15 protein-coding genes and 1 tRNA gene are annotated in these 13,290 nt (G+C 63.8%); 3 read left to right on the plus strand and 13 right to left on the minus strand.

Going from position 1 to position 13,290, the window contains the following annotated elements:
* Positions 1–51: 51 nt before the first annotated feature.
* From ACU5AY_RS14170 to ACU5AY_RS14180, 3 genes are read left to right on the plus strand one after another with little or no spacing between them, the layout of a single operon-like run.
* A complete protein-coding gene (locus ACU5AY_RS14170; RefSeq protein WP_446825348.1) occupies positions 52–555 on the plus strand; it encodes a TRAP transporter small permease in 504 nt (167 codons plus the stop codon).
* Positions 552–1,841, plus strand: a complete 1,290-nt coding sequence (locus tag ACU5AY_RS14175) for a TRAP transporter large permease (RefSeq protein WP_446826691.1) — start codon at positions 552–554, stop codon at positions 1,839–1,841. The genes ACU5AY_RS14170 and ACU5AY_RS14175 overlap by 4 nt, the downstream gene beginning before the upstream one ends.
* The gene (locus ACU5AY_RS14180; RefSeq protein WP_446826692.1) at positions 1,841–3,076 is read left to right on the plus strand and encodes an aspartate aminotransferase family protein; all 1,236 of its coding nucleotides are present in this window, start codon (positions 1,841–1,843) and stop codon (positions 3,074–3,076) included. The genes ACU5AY_RS14175 and ACU5AY_RS14180 overlap by 1 nt, the downstream gene beginning before the upstream one ends.
* Here the strand turns inward: ACU5AY_RS14180 and ACU5AY_RS14185 are convergent.
* The 13 genes from ACU5AY_RS14185 to murA all read right to left on the minus strand — a co-directional run bounded on the left by ACU5AY_RS14185 (position 3,018) and on the right by murA (position 13,235).
* The gene (locus ACU5AY_RS14185; RefSeq protein WP_446825351.1) at positions 3,018–3,914 is read right to left on the minus strand and encodes a LysR family transcriptional regulator; all 897 of its coding nucleotides are present in this window, start codon (positions 3,912–3,914) and stop codon (positions 3,018–3,020) included. The genes ACU5AY_RS14180 and ACU5AY_RS14185 overlap by 59 nt on opposite strands.
* Positions 3,915–4,065: 151 nt before the next feature.
* Positions 4,066–4,141, minus strand: a tRNA-Phe gene (locus ACU5AY_RS14190).
* Between the two features lie 161 nt (positions 4,142–4,302).
* Positions 4,303–4,515, minus strand: a complete 213-nt coding sequence (yacG, locus tag ACU5AY_RS14195; protein ID WP_446826693.1) for a DNA gyrase inhibitor YacG — start codon at positions 4,513–4,515, stop codon at positions 4,303–4,305.
* Between the two features lie 9 nt (positions 4,516–4,524).
* Positions 4,525–5,145: a Maf-like protein gene (locus tag ACU5AY_RS14200; RefSeq protein WP_446826694.1), complete on the minus strand. Its 621-nt coding sequence runs from the start codon at positions 5,143–5,145 to the stop codon at positions 4,525–4,527.
* A 39-nt stretch (positions 5,146–5,184) separates the two neighbouring features.
* The gene (infA, locus tag ACU5AY_RS14205; RefSeq protein ID WP_014327290.1) at positions 5,185–5,403 is read right to left on the minus strand and encodes a translation initiation factor IF-1; all 219 of its coding nucleotides are present in this window, start codon (positions 5,401–5,403) and stop codon (positions 5,185–5,187) included.
* 151 nt (positions 5,404–5,554) lie between these two features.
* The gene (locus ACU5AY_RS14210; protein ID WP_446826695.1) at positions 5,555–6,565 is read right to left on the minus strand and encodes a sensor histidine kinase; all 1,011 of its coding nucleotides are present in this window, start codon (positions 6,563–6,565) and stop codon (positions 5,555–5,557) included.
* The gene (locus ACU5AY_RS14215) at positions 6,565–7,263 is read right to left on the minus strand and encodes a response regulator (RefSeq protein ID WP_446826696.1); all 699 of its coding nucleotides are present in this window, start codon (positions 7,261–7,263) and stop codon (positions 6,565–6,567) included. The genes ACU5AY_RS14210 and ACU5AY_RS14215 overlap by 1 nt, the downstream gene beginning before the upstream one ends.
* 4 nt (positions 7,264–7,267) lie before the next feature.
* Complete coding sequence (locus ACU5AY_RS14220; protein ID WP_446826697.1) at positions 7,268–8,821, minus strand: DUF4153 domain-containing protein; 1,554 nt, start codon at positions 8,819–8,821, stop codon at positions 7,268–7,270.
* A 253-nt stretch (positions 8,822–9,074) separates the two neighbouring features.
* Positions 9,075–9,548 carry an arsenate-mycothiol transferase ArsC gene (locus ACU5AY_RS14225; protein ID WP_446826698.1) on the minus strand — a complete coding sequence of 158 codons (474 nt, stop codon included), beginning with the start codon at positions 9,546–9,548 and terminating at the stop codon, positions 9,075–9,077.
* Between the two features lie 5 nt (positions 9,549–9,553).
* On the minus strand, positions 9,554–10,024 hold the full coding sequence (locus tag ACU5AY_RS14230; RefSeq protein ID WP_446825358.1) for a UPF0262 family protein: 471 nt from the start codon (positions 10,022–10,024) through the stop codon (positions 9,554–9,556).
* Between the two features lie 3 nt (positions 10,025–10,027).
* Positions 10,028–11,326 (minus strand): histidinol dehydrogenase, encoded by a 1,299-nt coding sequence (gene hisD, locus ACU5AY_RS14235; protein WP_446826699.1) that lies wholly within the window; start codon positions 11,324–11,326, stop codon positions 10,028–10,030.
* A gap of 71 nt (positions 11,327–11,397) precedes the next feature.
* A complete protein-coding gene (locus ACU5AY_RS14240) occupies positions 11,398–11,838 on the minus strand; it encodes a DUF2948 family protein (RefSeq protein ID WP_446826700.1) in 441 nt (146 codons plus the stop codon).
* Positions 11,839–11,942: 104 nt separating this feature from the next.
* On the minus strand, positions 11,943–13,235 hold the full coding sequence (gene murA / locus ACU5AY_RS14245) for a UDP-N-acetylglucosamine 1-carboxyvinyltransferase (protein ID WP_446826701.1): 1,293 nt from the start codon (positions 13,233–13,235) through the stop codon (positions 11,943–11,945).
* Positions 13,236–13,290: the final 55 nt, after the last annotated feature.

Raw genomic sequence — 13,290 nt, forward strand, 5'->3', positions numbered from 1 at the left:
ATGCGTTCGCGGGGCAACTGCCCTGCGGACGCTCTTTGATCCGAGCGGTTCATGAACGAAACATCCCTACCCCATCCCCAAGACCCCACGCTTCTGCGCTGGTTCGGCTGGCTGACGACCGGCATCGCCGTTTCCGCCTTCGTCGGAATGACGATCACGACGCTCCTGGGCGTCGCCGCCCGCTACATGGGTTTGCGCGGTGTCGAATGGACCTTCGAAGTCACCGGTATCCTGTTCCTCTGGACCAGCTTCTTCGGCGTCATCGTCGCCGAATTGCGGCGTGAGAACGTCGCCTTCACCTTTGTCGTCGACAAGCTCGACAGCCGGTGGGGCCGCATCATCGCCTTCATCTGCTCGCTGCTGACGCTCTGGCTCGCCATCGAGCTGACGCGCAGCGGCATCGGTTTTGCGGCTCGATCCGGGATGGCACCGACGCCTCTCCTGCGGCTGCCGCGCCTCGTGCAAATCCTGCCATTCATCATATTTGCAGGCGGCATCGCGCTGATCACCTTCCTCCGCATCCTCCAGTGCCTGAGAGGCAAGGCGGCGCAATGACCATTCTCATCCTGTTTGCAACCTTCCTCTTCTGCCTTCTGGGCGGCCTGCCGATCCTCTGGGCAATGGGCGTCTCCACGCTCGCCGCACTCACCTTCGGCGATGTTTCCATGCCGTCGGCATGGCTGGCGCAGCAGATCGTGCGCGGCGCGGACTCCATCTATCTGGCCGCGATCCCGCTGTTCCTGTTTTCCGGCGAACTGATGAACCGCGGCGGCCTCACGCGGCGCCTCATCAACCTCGCCGACTTCGTCTTCGGACGCTTCACCGGCGGGCTCGGCTTCGTCAACGTCGTGACGGCCTTCATCTACGGCGGCATCAGCGGTTCGGCGACCGCCGACACCAGCGCCGTCGCCAAGCTGATGATCCCGGCGATGGAAAGCCAAGGCTATCCGAGGAGCTACGCCGCGGCCATCACGGCGGCATCCGGAACGCTCGGCATCATCGTCCCGCCGAGTGTGATCTTCATCCTCTATGGCGTGCTCACAAACACCTCTATCGGCGGACTGTTCCTCGCCGGCGTGCTGCCGGGAACGTTGATCGCTGTGGCCTTCATGGTCACCTCCTGGATCGTCGCCAAGCGCGCCGGCTATGGCGGTCACAAGTCGCAGCTGTCGATGCGGGCCTTTCTCGCCGACCTCATCAAGGCCCTGCCGGCGCTCGCCATGCCGATCTTCATTCTCGGCACCATCCTGTCGGGTCTGGCAACGGCCACGGAAGCTGCTGCGCTCTCGGTCGTCTATGCGGTGTTCGTCGGCGGCTTCATCTACCGCGAGCTGACCTGGAAGGAGATCGGATCGGCTCTGGTCGAGACCGTCTCCGGCACCGGATCGGTGATGCTGATCGTGGCTGTCGCGACGCCCTTCGCCTGGATCCTGACCGTCGAGCAGATCCCGCAAATGGCAACCGATTTCATCCAGCATACCGGCGCCGGACCGATCGGCACGATCGCGCTCGTCCTCGGCGTGCTGCTGTTCGTTGGCACATGGCTGGATCTCGGGCCGGCGATCGTGATCCTCGCCCCCATCCTCGCTCCGCTCCTGGCCAAGGCCGGACTGCCGCCGCTGCAGATCGGCGTGCTGTTCACCGTCGCGCTCGGTGTCGGACTCTATACCCCGCCGGTCGGCACCAACCTCTTCGTCGTCTGCAATGTCGGCCGCGTGAGCATCGGTGCCGTTACCCGGCAGCTCGTGCCCTTCTGGATCGCGAGCCTCGTGGTCCTCGTTCTTCTAGTCGCATTCCCCGGTCTCAGCGAATGGCTGCCGGGCATTTTTGGGAATTCCTGATGCAGCATCTTGTTGGTGGCATTTCAAGCGCCGGGCGGGCTCTTCCGGCGCTGAACGACCGGGCATTCCGGGTCGATCATGCTTACGGCCCCTACATTGTCGGCGATGACGGCCGGCGTTATGTGGATACCGCGCTGGGCTTCGGCGCGATCCTGCTCGGCCATGCCGATCCCGTGGTCAATGCCGCAGTCTGCGCCGCCATCGAGCGCGGATCGATGCCGGCATTCGCCCATCGCGCAGAGGAACAGGCGGCCGAGCTGTTGACGGCGGCCTGCGGTCCGCTCGCCTCCGCCATGTTCACCAATTCCGGCAGCGAGGCGGTGCATATGGCCTGCCGCATCGCGCGTGCCGTCACCGGCCGCGGGACGATCGCCAAGATCGCCGCGGGCTTCGACGGCTGGTTTGATCCCGTCGCGCTCGGCAATGCCGGCTCTCAGGAAGCCCTGCTCGGCAACGGCCCGAGGCCGGTTCGAAACGGCGTCACGCTGCTGCGCTACAACGACATCGCGGACATCGAGAGGCTGTTCCAGGAAAACGACGACATCGCCGCCGTCATCTATGAGCCCCTGCTCGCCAATGCCGGCTGCGTGGTGGCCGAACCTGGCTATCTGGAAACGCTGCAGACGACCGCGCGCCGGTACGGCGCATTGCTGATTGCCGACGAGGTGCTGATGGGCTTCCGGTCGCGCTTCGGGCTCGCCAGCCATGGAATGAAACTGAACCCCGACATGGCAACCGTGGGCAAGGCGATCGGTAACGGCTTTGCCGTCGCGGCCGTCCTCGGCCAGCCGGAGGTCATGGCGGCCGCTGCCGACGGCAGGGCGGTACGCGCGGGCACCTATAGCGGCAATCCGGTGGCGACCGCTGCCGTCGTGGCAACGATGGAGCAACTGGCGAAAGCCGACTATGAGACGCTTGCGGCCAGAGGTGAACGGCTGCGGGCCTGCTTCTCGAGCGCCTTTGCCGAGCAGTCCCAGAAGGTCTCGACCTCAGGCCTTGGCATGGTCTTCACGCCCTGGTTCGCCAATGAGGCGCCGCACTCCTACGAGACAGCGGCGGCCACCATCCGCCCGGACAAGTCGCTTGCACTGCATTATGCGCTCAGAGAACAGGGCGTCATGACGATGCCGCAGGGCTACGGCCGGCTCTATCTGAGCTTCGCCCACAACGACGACGTCATCGAGCAGATGGAAGGCGCGATCCGGCAGGCGGCGACAGCTCTTCGAGAGGACTGAACTCCGAGCGCAGGAAAGAAGCCAGCTTGCGCCCGGCAAGGCTGACGCCGGGTGCCATGATCAGGGCCAGCTCGAGTTCGGGTAGCGGCGGCAGGCCATCGGTCTCCGACAGGACGCGATGTTCGAAAGTCAATGCCGACTGGGGAAGCGCCGTCACACCGAAGCCCATCATCACGGCCGACTGAATCGACTGCATGTGCGACGACACCCAGACGATGCGCCAGGGCCTGTTGACCTCCTGCAGCACCCGCAGGATGTGAGGGCGCGCCCGGCAGTTCTCCGGAAACAGGGCCAGGGGAAGCTCCTCGGCCTTTTCCGGCTGTGCATTGACGGAAGCACACCAGATCTGCTTTTCGCGCTTCAGCAGCTCGCCTTGGGTATCGCCGTCGCGGCGCGTGACGATCGCCAGATCGATGTCGCCTCTCGCGACCAGCGGTTCCAGGTCATGGGAGAACTCGCAAACGACTTCCACGGAGATATCGCGGAACCGCGTCGAGAACTTCTCCATGACGCAGGCGCCGAAGAGGCCGATATAGTCGTCCGGCATGCCGAGCCGCACATGCTTGCGGTCACCAAGGCTGCCTAGCTCCTCCAACACCTGCTGTTCCAGCGCCAGCAGCTCTCTCGCCCGGCTGCAGAGCCTGTCGCCCTCGGGCGTCAGCGAGACGGTTCTGGCGGTGCGATTGAGCAGGCGGACGCCCAGCCTCTCCTCCAGCCTGGCGATGGACGTCGAGACCGCCGCCTGGCTCTTGCCGACGCGCTCGCCGGCCATGGTGAAGCTTCCTGTGTCGACGATCGCCAGGAATGTTGCAAGTGTATCGAGATCGAAGTGCTGCACGGCGTACTCATGAGACGCGGATTTCAAAGGCGGAACAATATGCGATTTGCCGGATGCCGACGCAATCCCCGTATCGGACGCTTTTCACTGGCCTGATGCGAATGTATCCAGGCCGAAAAGAAGGATGGCGAAGTCGCAGGATGACATAAAGTGGTGCCCAGGACCGGAATCGAACCAGTGACACGCGGATTTTCAATCCGCTGCTCTACCAACTGAGCTACCTGGGCAACCTTGTCGCTTCCTGCCCTTCGGCGTATCGGGCAGTTGGTGTGCCCCGGAAGCGAGCGGGGTTATAGCATCTTGCTCGGCCATGTCCAGCACCAAACAAGACTTTTTTGACAAGAATTTCAAATAACTGAATCCAAACGAAAAAACACCGGAAATCCGGTCACTCCTCGTCGCCCTCGCCCGCCTTTGACTCGTCGTCGGCGACCGGGATGGCATAGGAGCCGCTCAGCCAGCGATTGAGATCGATGTTGCGGCAGCGGTCCGAGCAGAAGGGATAGTTTTCGCGGGAAGACGACCGCCCGCATTCGGGGCACGGTCGCGTCTTCCTCAAGGGTTCCACCTTGGCGCCCACCTTTATTTCGTCCTGCGGCATGAGCTCAGTCTATCCGTTCAACCATGTGTGCTGCACGTCGTAGCCCTCGCCGGACAAGAGCTGCACCGTTTCGAGAAGCGGCAGGCCGACGACGCTGGAATAGGAGCCCACGAGCTTCTGGACGAAGCTGCCAGCAATTCCCTGGATCGCATAGCCGCCCGCCTTGCCTCGCCACTGGCCGGAAGCCAGGTAGGCGTCGATCTCGCGCGCCGAGAGGCGCTTGAAGCGCACTTTCGTCTCGACGACCTTGATCCGGCTGGCATTGCCGGGGGTGACCAAGCAGATGCCGGTAAACACCCAATGCGCCCGGCCCGACAGCAAATGCAGGCAGCTCGTCGCTTCGCCCGCCGTCTCCGCCTTCGGGAGAATGCGGCGACCAACGGCGACCACCGTGTCGGCCGACAGGATGTAGCTTCCCTGCAGCTCCGGATCGCCCTTCACCGCCTTGTGGGCAGCGGACGCCTTCTCGGCGGCCAGCCGCTTGGCAAGCGAGCGGGGATGCTCGCCCTTCTCCGGCGTCTCGTCGATGTTCATCGGCAGCAGGCGATCGGGCGTGACCCCAACCTGCGCAAGCAGGTCGACGCGACGCGGCGAGCCGGATGCCAGAATGAGCTTTTCCCTGAGCGCCATGGAGCCCCTTTTTTCGGAAGGAGGGAGACCGGAAACCGGTTACTTGAAGCGGTAGGTGATCCGGCCCTTGGTCAGATCGTAAGGCGTCATTTCGACCAGCACCTTGTCGCCAGCCAGAACGCGGATACGGTTCTTGCGCATGCGGCCCGCCGTGTGGGCGATGATTTCGTGGTCATTCTCCAGCTTCACGCGGAAGGTCGCGTTCGGCAGAAGTTCGGTGACGACACCGGGAAATTCGAGGACTTCTTCTTTAGCCATCTAGTGGTATTCTTCCTGTCTTGAAAAGAACCGGAAGCGGCAGCCTCCGGAAATTGCGGCGGAAACTACACCCTCGCCGTTCATTTGTGAACCATTTTGATGGAATAAACAGGGAACTTTATATCGGGCGCCAAGTGAAGGTCTTTGCCGGCTAGCGCGCGCTCGGAACCACGACCTCGAATGTCGTGCCGGACGGACCCGTCTCGACGAGAGAGACCGTCCCCTGAGAGGTATTCAGCATGTTGCGCACGATATCGAGGCCGATGCCCGTGCCCCCCTCCTGAGCGCGGGTCGAGAAGAACGGATCGAAGATCCGGTTGCGGATGCCTTCGGCAATTCCGTTGCCATTGTCCGTGACACGCACGGCAAGCGTTCCCGCCTCCCCGACCGCCGAAAGCGTCAGGCGCGTCGCGCCATGCTGGCGGGCATTGTCGGCCAGATTGCCGAAGACGATGGCGGCGGCCTCGATCGACAGCGCCATACGGCGCGACAAGTCCCCATCGCCGATCACGGCTAACTGCGGAAAGCGTTTCTGCAGAAGGTCGACGACGTCGCCTGCCGTGACATGTCCTTCCGCCAGAGGCGCCTCGGCATAGGCAAGCTCCCTGAGCCTGACAAGGAGCGCATCGAGCCGATCCACGTCGTCGATAATGTTCTTCAGAAAGCGGCGGCGATCCTCCGGCGCCATCGGCTCGTCATCGTCATCGCCCAGAAGTTCCGCAGCACCGCGAATGGCCGTCAGCGGCGACTTCAGCTCATGCGAAACGTGGGCTGCGAAGCCGCGCACATATTCCGTCCTGTCGACGAGCTTGGTGGCCAGATCGAAAAAGCCCTGCGACAGCACCGCGATCTCCCGTGTGCCGTAACTCGACAGCGGAACGATCGCCGCCTTGCCGCCGCTGGCGATCTCCCTGGTGCGTTCGACGAGAGCGCCGATCGGCGTGGTGATCGTGCGGGTCAGAACATAGGCGATCATCAGGGTGAGTGCCGCTGCAACGGCAAGCGCGGCCACTTCGGCGGTCTCCATCACCTCGCCTCCCGCATCCGAGACACGGAACCACAGCACGATCGCGACGGGCATGCTCATGACCGCGAGCAGGACGGCGAAAACGATCAGGGCCAGCGGCGGACGCCATTTTATCCGGACGCGGGGGGCGGCCATCAAGCGGTTCCCTCGTCCTGTGTGGAGAGCTTGAACCCGACGCCGTGCACCGTCGCGATGACGCCGGACGCACCCGCCGCGGCAAGCTTTGCCCTCAGGTTTCGGATGTGGCTGTCGATGGTACGCTCGGCCACATAGGTGCCGACCCCATAGGCGGCCTGCATCAGCTGTTCCCGGCTGAACACCATAGCCGGGCGCCCGATCAGGGTTTCCAGAATGGAAAATTCCAGCACCGTCAACTGCAGCGGCTTGCCTGAAAAGCTTGCCGCCCGGCCGGCCCGGTCAAGGGTGAGATCACCCGAACTCAAGACGGCATCGGTTGTGGACCCGGCGGTGGCGACAGTCCGCTTCAGGATTGTGCGGGTCCGCGCCACCAGTTCGCGCGGGCTGAACGGCTTGGTGACATAGTCGTCACCGCCGATCTCCAGCCCGAGGATACGATCGATCTCCTCGTCACGCGCCGACAGGAAGAGGATCGGCAGTTGGGATGTCCTACGGATCTGCCGGCAGACCTCCAGGCCGTCCATGTCGGGCAAGCCAATGTCCAGGATCGCCAGATCGAGGCCGCCCTTGCGGAACGCCATCATCGCTTCAGTGCCATTGCGGGCGACGACCGGCGCCATGCCCGCCCGCTCCAGGGCGAAACAGATGACGTCGCGGATATGGGGTTCGTCATCGACGACAAGGATTCGCGGCAAGCGATCACTCCTGCACATTATTCAATGAGGTGTTGTTATCGTTCCCGTCCGAATTTGCAACGGACTGCGGCGCGGAAAGGTAGTCTGCAAGCCGGCTTTGCCGATAGGTCCAGCTACGCCAGCCGCGGGGGCGGTTCTCGAACTGCCACTGCAGGTCACGCCGAGTGTTTTCAACGACGCGACGACTATCGACCTGATGGTTTTGGGGCGCCGCGATATAGTTATCCATTGCGGGAATGGCTTCCGGCCCGAGACGGGCCAGGTAGCGAAAGTCGAGAGGCCTCCCCTCGCCGCTGATTTCAAGGCTATGGTCCACGTTGAACCGGGCAATCAGCGCCGGAAAATTGATGAAGGCGGACACGTAAAGCACCAGGAGCAGCGAGAGGAGATTCATGGCGACAAGCCAGGCATTGGAGCGGCGCAACCAGATCCTGAGGAGGATAAGGCCAAGGCCGATGGCGACCAGTCCCATCCATATGCCGGCGGCAACCCGCAGCCATGTGAGCGAATAGACTTCCACATAAAGGTCCAGCCGGAAGATCGCCGAGAGGCAGAGCAGGACGTTCTGCGCGATCCAGAGATAGACCAGCTTTCGAACCAGCGGGCTTCGCTCGCCCGGGCCGCCGCGCCGCATGGCGGCGAGGACGAAGGCTGCGGCCAGCAGCGCCGTTGCCACCAGCGGATACGCGCCGCGATGCGCATATTCTGCATGGCTGACGCCGGCAGGCAGGCCAGCGCCTCCCCAGAGATAGATCATGTCCAGCAGCGTCTCGACTGCAAAGACCGCATTGAAGAGAGCCAATGCCCGGATCAGGGAGGCCTCGCCGAAGAGGCTGCTGTCCCATTCCACCGGCTCCGCGGTCGCGGCCTGTCGCGCGTTCCGGCGTTTCAGGCGCGGATGCAGAAGCAGCCAGATGCAGGCCGCAGCGGCAAGCCAGAAGAGAATGCGCCAGACATCGAACAGGTCGAGAAGACGCCAAAGATCGATATTGCCGAGCGCGAGCGCGACCAGCGGATTGGCGATTGCAAACAGGCCGACGAAGAGTGCAGTCAGCGCAAGGGGCATGATCCAGAGCCTCAACGCCCCGGAGGTCGTGCGCAGTCGTTGCGATCCGTCTTGCGACGGCGGACGGCGCTTGCGGGCGAGCCGGCCGAGGCCGAGCGGGGCTTGAGCCAGGAACCTCAGGAAGACCGACGCGACGGCCTCGGGCCGGCTCGGCAACAGCCGGAACATGAAGAGCGACATGAGGACCAGCACCGAAAGGGACAGGACGATCGCCGCCAAAGTCGGTTCTAGAACAAGCGGAATGCCGGCGATGCTTGTCGCAGCCATGCCGAGGCCCGCCCTCAGCACGCGATGCCTTCCCTTTCCGGACAGCGCGATGCCGGCGGCGATAACGATAACGAAGAGAAAGAGATTGAAGCCGAGGCGGTGGCCAAACATCAGAAAATCAGCGGCGCCGACCAGCGCCGGCAGCAGGAGCAGCTTCTTACTGCGATACGGGAAGAATGCGGAGCGGGACGATGTGGGGACAAGGTTCATGGGCGTCATTTTCATTCTGGGCGCTCTCGGCAATGGGGGAATGGGGAAGGCAAGCAGGGCCGTGGAAACGGTTCCGCTCGAAACGGTCTTCGAGCCACCAGCCGTCCCTGATCAGACGGCGGGGGAGAGCGATGGAGTGCGGTTTGGGGAAATCGATGATGTTGCTCATGGCGAGACTGTGCAGGCTGCGTTTGCAGAACCTGTGCAGAAGCCGAGGAGCTTTTCAGGAAGATCGTATTGCGGGGTGCTTAGTGGGTCAGCTCGGCTCTCAGCCGAGGTCTGCCGCGCGGCCCGTGGAAAGATGGGCCTTGATCTGCCGGGTCAGGTGGTCGCGGACGTCACGGTAGGCCGACAGGATCTGCTCGCGGGTTCCGGTGGCGACTGTCGGGTCGGGCGTCGGCCAGTACATGACGTCGACCGCGTTGGCGCGCGTCAGTTCGAGCGCGGCGTGGTGGGCTTCAGGCGCGAGCGTGATGACCAGATCGAAATAGTCGTCCTCAAGCTCTTCCAGCGTCTGTGGCTGACGGCGGCCGAGCGTGAGGCCGATTTCCTCGAGAACGGCATCGACGAAGGGATCGCGCTTGCCGGTGCGCACCCCGGCCGAGGCGATGTAGGTGCCGCGCGGCAGCAGCGAACGAGCGATCGCTTCGGCCATCGGCGAGCGGATCGAATTCATGCCGCACATGAAGAGGATCGCGCCCGGCGCCCGGCTGTTCTGCTTGCCGTCGGACGGGTCCGTCATGCCCGTCATCCCCGCCAATAAAGCACGCAGACGAGGGTGAAGAGCCGGCGGGCCGTATCGAAATCGATCTCGATCTTGCCCTTCAGACGATCCATCAGCGTCTGCGATCCATCGTTATGGATGCCGCGGCGACCCATGTCGATCGCCTCGATCTGGCTCGGCGTCGAGGAGCGGATCGCCTCGTAGTAGCTTTCGCAGATCATGAAATAGTCCTTCACGATCCGCCGAAAGGGCGTCAGCGACAGGATGTGGGTCGCCACATGGGCGCCGCCGTCCGTCTTGATATCGAAGACCAGCTTGGCATCGACCAGAGACAGGTTGAGCTTGTAGGGGCCGCCCTCGTGGCCGACGGGATGGAAGCTGTTTTCCTCGATCAGATCGAAGATGGCGACGGCGCGTTCATGCTCGACATCGGGGGTGGAGCGGCCGATGCTTTCGTCCAGCGTGACATCGCAGAGCCTTTTCTCCCCCGCCATCGCCTAACTCTCCAGATTGAGGCGAATGCCGACCGAGCGGGCGTGCGCGCCGAGCCCCTCGCATTCGGCAAGCGTGATGGCGGCGGGCCCGAGCGCGCGAAGCTGCTCCGGTCCCAAACGCAGGATAGACGTGCGCTTCATGTAGTCGAGCACCGAAAGGCCGGACGAGAAGCGAGCCGAGCGCGCGGTCGGCAGGACGTGGTTGGAGCCGCCGACATAATCGCCGATCACCTCCGGCGTATGGCGGCCGACAAAGATGGCGCCAGCATTGCGGATACCCGACAGCAGCCGGTCTGGATCATCAACGGCAAGTTCCAGATGTTCGGCGGCAATGCGGTTGGCAAGCGGCAGCGACTGGTCGAGCGTCTCGACAACGATGATGGCGCCGAAATCGCGCCAGCTGGCGGCCGCCGTCTCGCCGCGCGGCAAGGTTTTCAACTGCCGCTCGACGGCAGCCTCGACCGCCTTGCCGAATTCGGCGTCATCGGTCATCAGGATCGACTGCGCGCCGGCATCGTGCTCGGCCTGGGCCAGCAGGTCGGCGGCGATCCAGTCGGGATCATTGTTGCGATCGGCGATCACCAGGACTTCCGACGGGCCGGCGATCATGTCGATGCCAACGGTACCGAACACCTGGCGCTTGGCAGCCGCCACATAGGCGTTGCCGGGGCCGGTGATCTTGGCGACCGGCGCGATGGTTTTCGTACCATAGGCCAGTGCGGCAACGGCCTGTGCGCCACCGATGCGGTAGATTTCCGAAACGCCGGCGATGCGGGCGGCGGCGAGAACCGCGGGATTGAGCTTGCCGCCATTGGCCGGCACGACCATGACGATGCGCTCGACGCCGGCGACCTTGGCCGGGATGGCGTTCATCAGCACCGAACTCGGATAGCTCGCCGTACCGCCGGGAACATAAAGGCCGACCGCCTCGATCGCCGTCCAGCGCGAGCCGAGGCCGACGCCCAGCGCATCCTCGTAGATATCGTCCTTCGGCAGTTGCCGGCTGTGGTGCTTTTCGATGCGTTCGGCCGCAAGCTTCAGGGCCTCGATGACGGCCGGCTCGACTTCACCGTAAGCCTTGTCGATTTCGGCGGCGGTGACGGCCAGACCGACGGTCCTCACGTCGATGCCATCGAAACGGGCGGTATAATCGGCAAGGGCTTCGTCGCCGCGCTCCTGCACGTCCGCGATGATACGAGCCACGACGGCATTGACGTCCTGCGAGACCTCGCGCTTGGTCGTCAGGAAGGCCGCAAACCGCGCCTCGAAATCCGCCGCCGAGCGCTCAAGCCAGATTGCCACGTCGTCTTCCTTTCATGTCCGGCCGCAAGGCGGCCAATCCCCCAATAGCCCCCGTCAAGGGGAACCGTGCCTCAGCCGGCTTCCGGATGGAAGGGCTTGCGCGCGGTTTCCCAGGCGCCGCCGATATCGGCGAGCTGGGCCTCCAATACCTCGACCTGAAGCATGATCGATCCGCCGCCGGCAAGCGTCAGCTCGACCCAGCCTTCCGGCCCGTCGCCGTCCCGCTCATAGCGGATGGCGAGCAGCGACAGAACGCCGTCTCTGTCCTTGCGGTCGAAGCCGATCGACCGGACGGCTTTGACGCGCTTGAAGACGACGGCGGCGCGGCGGCGCTCATGCGTCTTCCGTCTCTTGGTTTCTTCTTCCCAGACGAAACGGTTGGCAGCCAGCGTGAACTGCCCGGCCTTCGCCTCGAAGGACATGTCGCCGATCTTGAACACCGCGTCCTGCATGCAGGCGGAGATGACCTTCAGGTCGTCCTCATCCAGTGCCAGAAGCTTCAATTCGCTCATTGCAAGGTTTCCATCGTGTCACTTACCGTTAGCGAAGCACATAGGATGCTGCGGCGCAAACCGCAACAGCACGAGGCGGCCGGGTGCGGAAATGTGGCGGCGGATCAGTCGCTGACCCGCTCGACGGTGGCACCGCAATTGGTGAGCTTTTCTTCCAGCCGCTCGAAACCGCGATCGAGGTGATAGACGCGGCTGACGGTGGTCTCTCCTTCGGCGGCAAGGCCGGCGATGACCAGCGACACCGAAGCGCGAAGATCGGTCGCCATGACCGGCGCGCCGCGCAGCTTCTGGACGCCCTCAATCTTGGCGGTCTGGCCGGAGAGCGAGATCCGCGCGCCGAGGCGGGCCAGCTCCTGCACATGCATGAAGCGGTTTTCGAAAATGGTCTCGGTGATGTGCGAGACGCCGGACGACCGCGTCATCAGCCCCATGAACTGCGCCTGCAGGTCGGTCGGGAAGCCCGGATAGGGATCGGTGACCACGTCGACCGGCTTGATGCCGCCGCCATTGCGCACCACGCGGATGCCCGATGCCGTCTCGGTGACCTCGGCGCCGGCGCGGCGGATCGCTTCAAGCGCGGTATCGAGGAGATGCGCATTGGTGCCTTCGAGCGTGACGTCGCCGCCGGTCATGGCGACCGCCATGGCGTAAGTGCCCGTCTCGATTCGGTCAGGCAGGACGCGGTGGCGTGCGCCGGACAGCGAAGTGACGCCTTCGATCGTGATCGTCGAGGTGCCCTGCCCGGTGATCTTGGCGCCCATGGCATTCAGGCAGTTGGCAAGATCGACGACTTCCGGCTCGCGGGCCGCATTGCCGATCACCGTCGTGCCGCGTGCGAGCGACGCGGCCATCATCATCACATGGGTGGCGCCGACGGACACCTTCGGGAAGGTGTAGCGGGTGCCAACCAGGCCGCCCTTCGGCGCCTTGGCATTGATGTAGCCGCTATCGATTTCCATTTCGGCACCGAGCGCCGTCAGGCCCTCGATGAAGAGGTCGACCGGCCGCGTGCCGATGGCGCAGCCGCCCGGAAGAGAGACGCGGGCCTGGCCTTCGCGGGCGAGCAGCGGGCCGATCACCCAGAAGCTGGCGCGCATCTTGGACACGAGATCATAGGGCGCGGTCGTATCGACGACGGTGCGGCAGGTGAAATGGATGGTGCGGGAATAAGTCTCGCCCTGGCTTTCGCGGCGGCCATTGACGGCGATGTCGACGCCGTGATTGCCGAGGATGCGCATCAGCTGCTCGACATCAGCCAGATGCGGGACATTCTCGAGTGTCAGCGTATCGCTGGTCAGGAGCGAGGCGATCATGAGCGGCAGTGCAGCGTTCTTGGCGCCCGAGATCGGGATTATTCCGTTAAGCGGATTGCCGCCGATGATCCTGATGCGATCCATGTAAACCTACGGGCCGATTTTCGTGCCCGCCTTTCCTATTCATAAAAGATTGGGA

The sequence above is a fragment of the Rhizobium sp. PAMB 3174 genome (genome assembly GCF_052908375.1).

Bases quoted from the DNA above. Each gene is read 5' to 3' on its own strand.
- ACU5AY_RS14210 (WP_446826695.1), bottom strand. From the start codon at position 6,565: ATGGCCGCCCCCCGCGTCCGGATAAAATGGCGTCCGCCGCTGGCCCTG.
- ACU5AY_RS14200 (WP_446826694.1), bottom strand. From the start codon at position 5,145: ATGGCGCTCAGGGAAAAGCTCATTCTGGCATCCGGCTCGCCGCGTCGC.
- murA (WP_446826701.1), bottom strand. From the start codon at position 13,235: ATGGATCGCATCAGGATCATCGGCGGCAATCCGCTTAACGGAATAATC.
- ACU5AY_RS14180 (WP_446826692.1), top strand. From the start codon at position 1,841: ATGCAGCATCTTGTTGGTGGCATTTCAAGCGCCGGGCGGGCTCTTCCG.
- ACU5AY_RS14170 (WP_446825348.1), top strand. From the start codon at position 52: ATGAACGAAACATCCCTACCCCATCCCCAAGACCCCACGCTTCTGCGC.
- ACU5AY_RS14240 (WP_446826700.1), bottom strand. From the start codon at position 11,838: ATGAGCGAATTGAAGCTTCTGGCACTGGATGAGGACGACCTGAAGGTC.
- ACU5AY_RS14175 (WP_446826691.1), top strand. From the start codon at position 552: ATGACCATTCTCATCCTGTTTGCAACCTTCCTCTTCTGCCTTCTGGGC.
- yacG (WP_446826693.1), bottom strand. From the start codon at position 4,515: ATGCCGCAGGACGAAATAAAGGTGGGCGCCAAGGTGGAACCCTTGAGG.
- ACU5AY_RS14230 (WP_446825358.1), bottom strand. From the start codon at position 10,024: ATGGCGGGGGAGAAAAGGCTCTGCGATGTCACGCTGGACGAAAGCATC.
- ACU5AY_RS14225 (WP_446826698.1), bottom strand. From the start codon at position 9,548: ATGACGGACCCGTCCGACGGCAAGCAGAACAGCCGGGCGCCGGGCGCG.
- ACU5AY_RS14220 (WP_446826697.1), bottom strand. From the start codon at position 8,821: ATGAAAATGACGCCCATGAACCTTGTCCCCACATCGTCCCGCTCCGCA.
- infA (WP_014327290.1), bottom strand. From the start codon at position 5,403: ATGGCTAAAGAAGAAGTCCTCGAATTTCCCGGTGTCGTCACCGAACTT.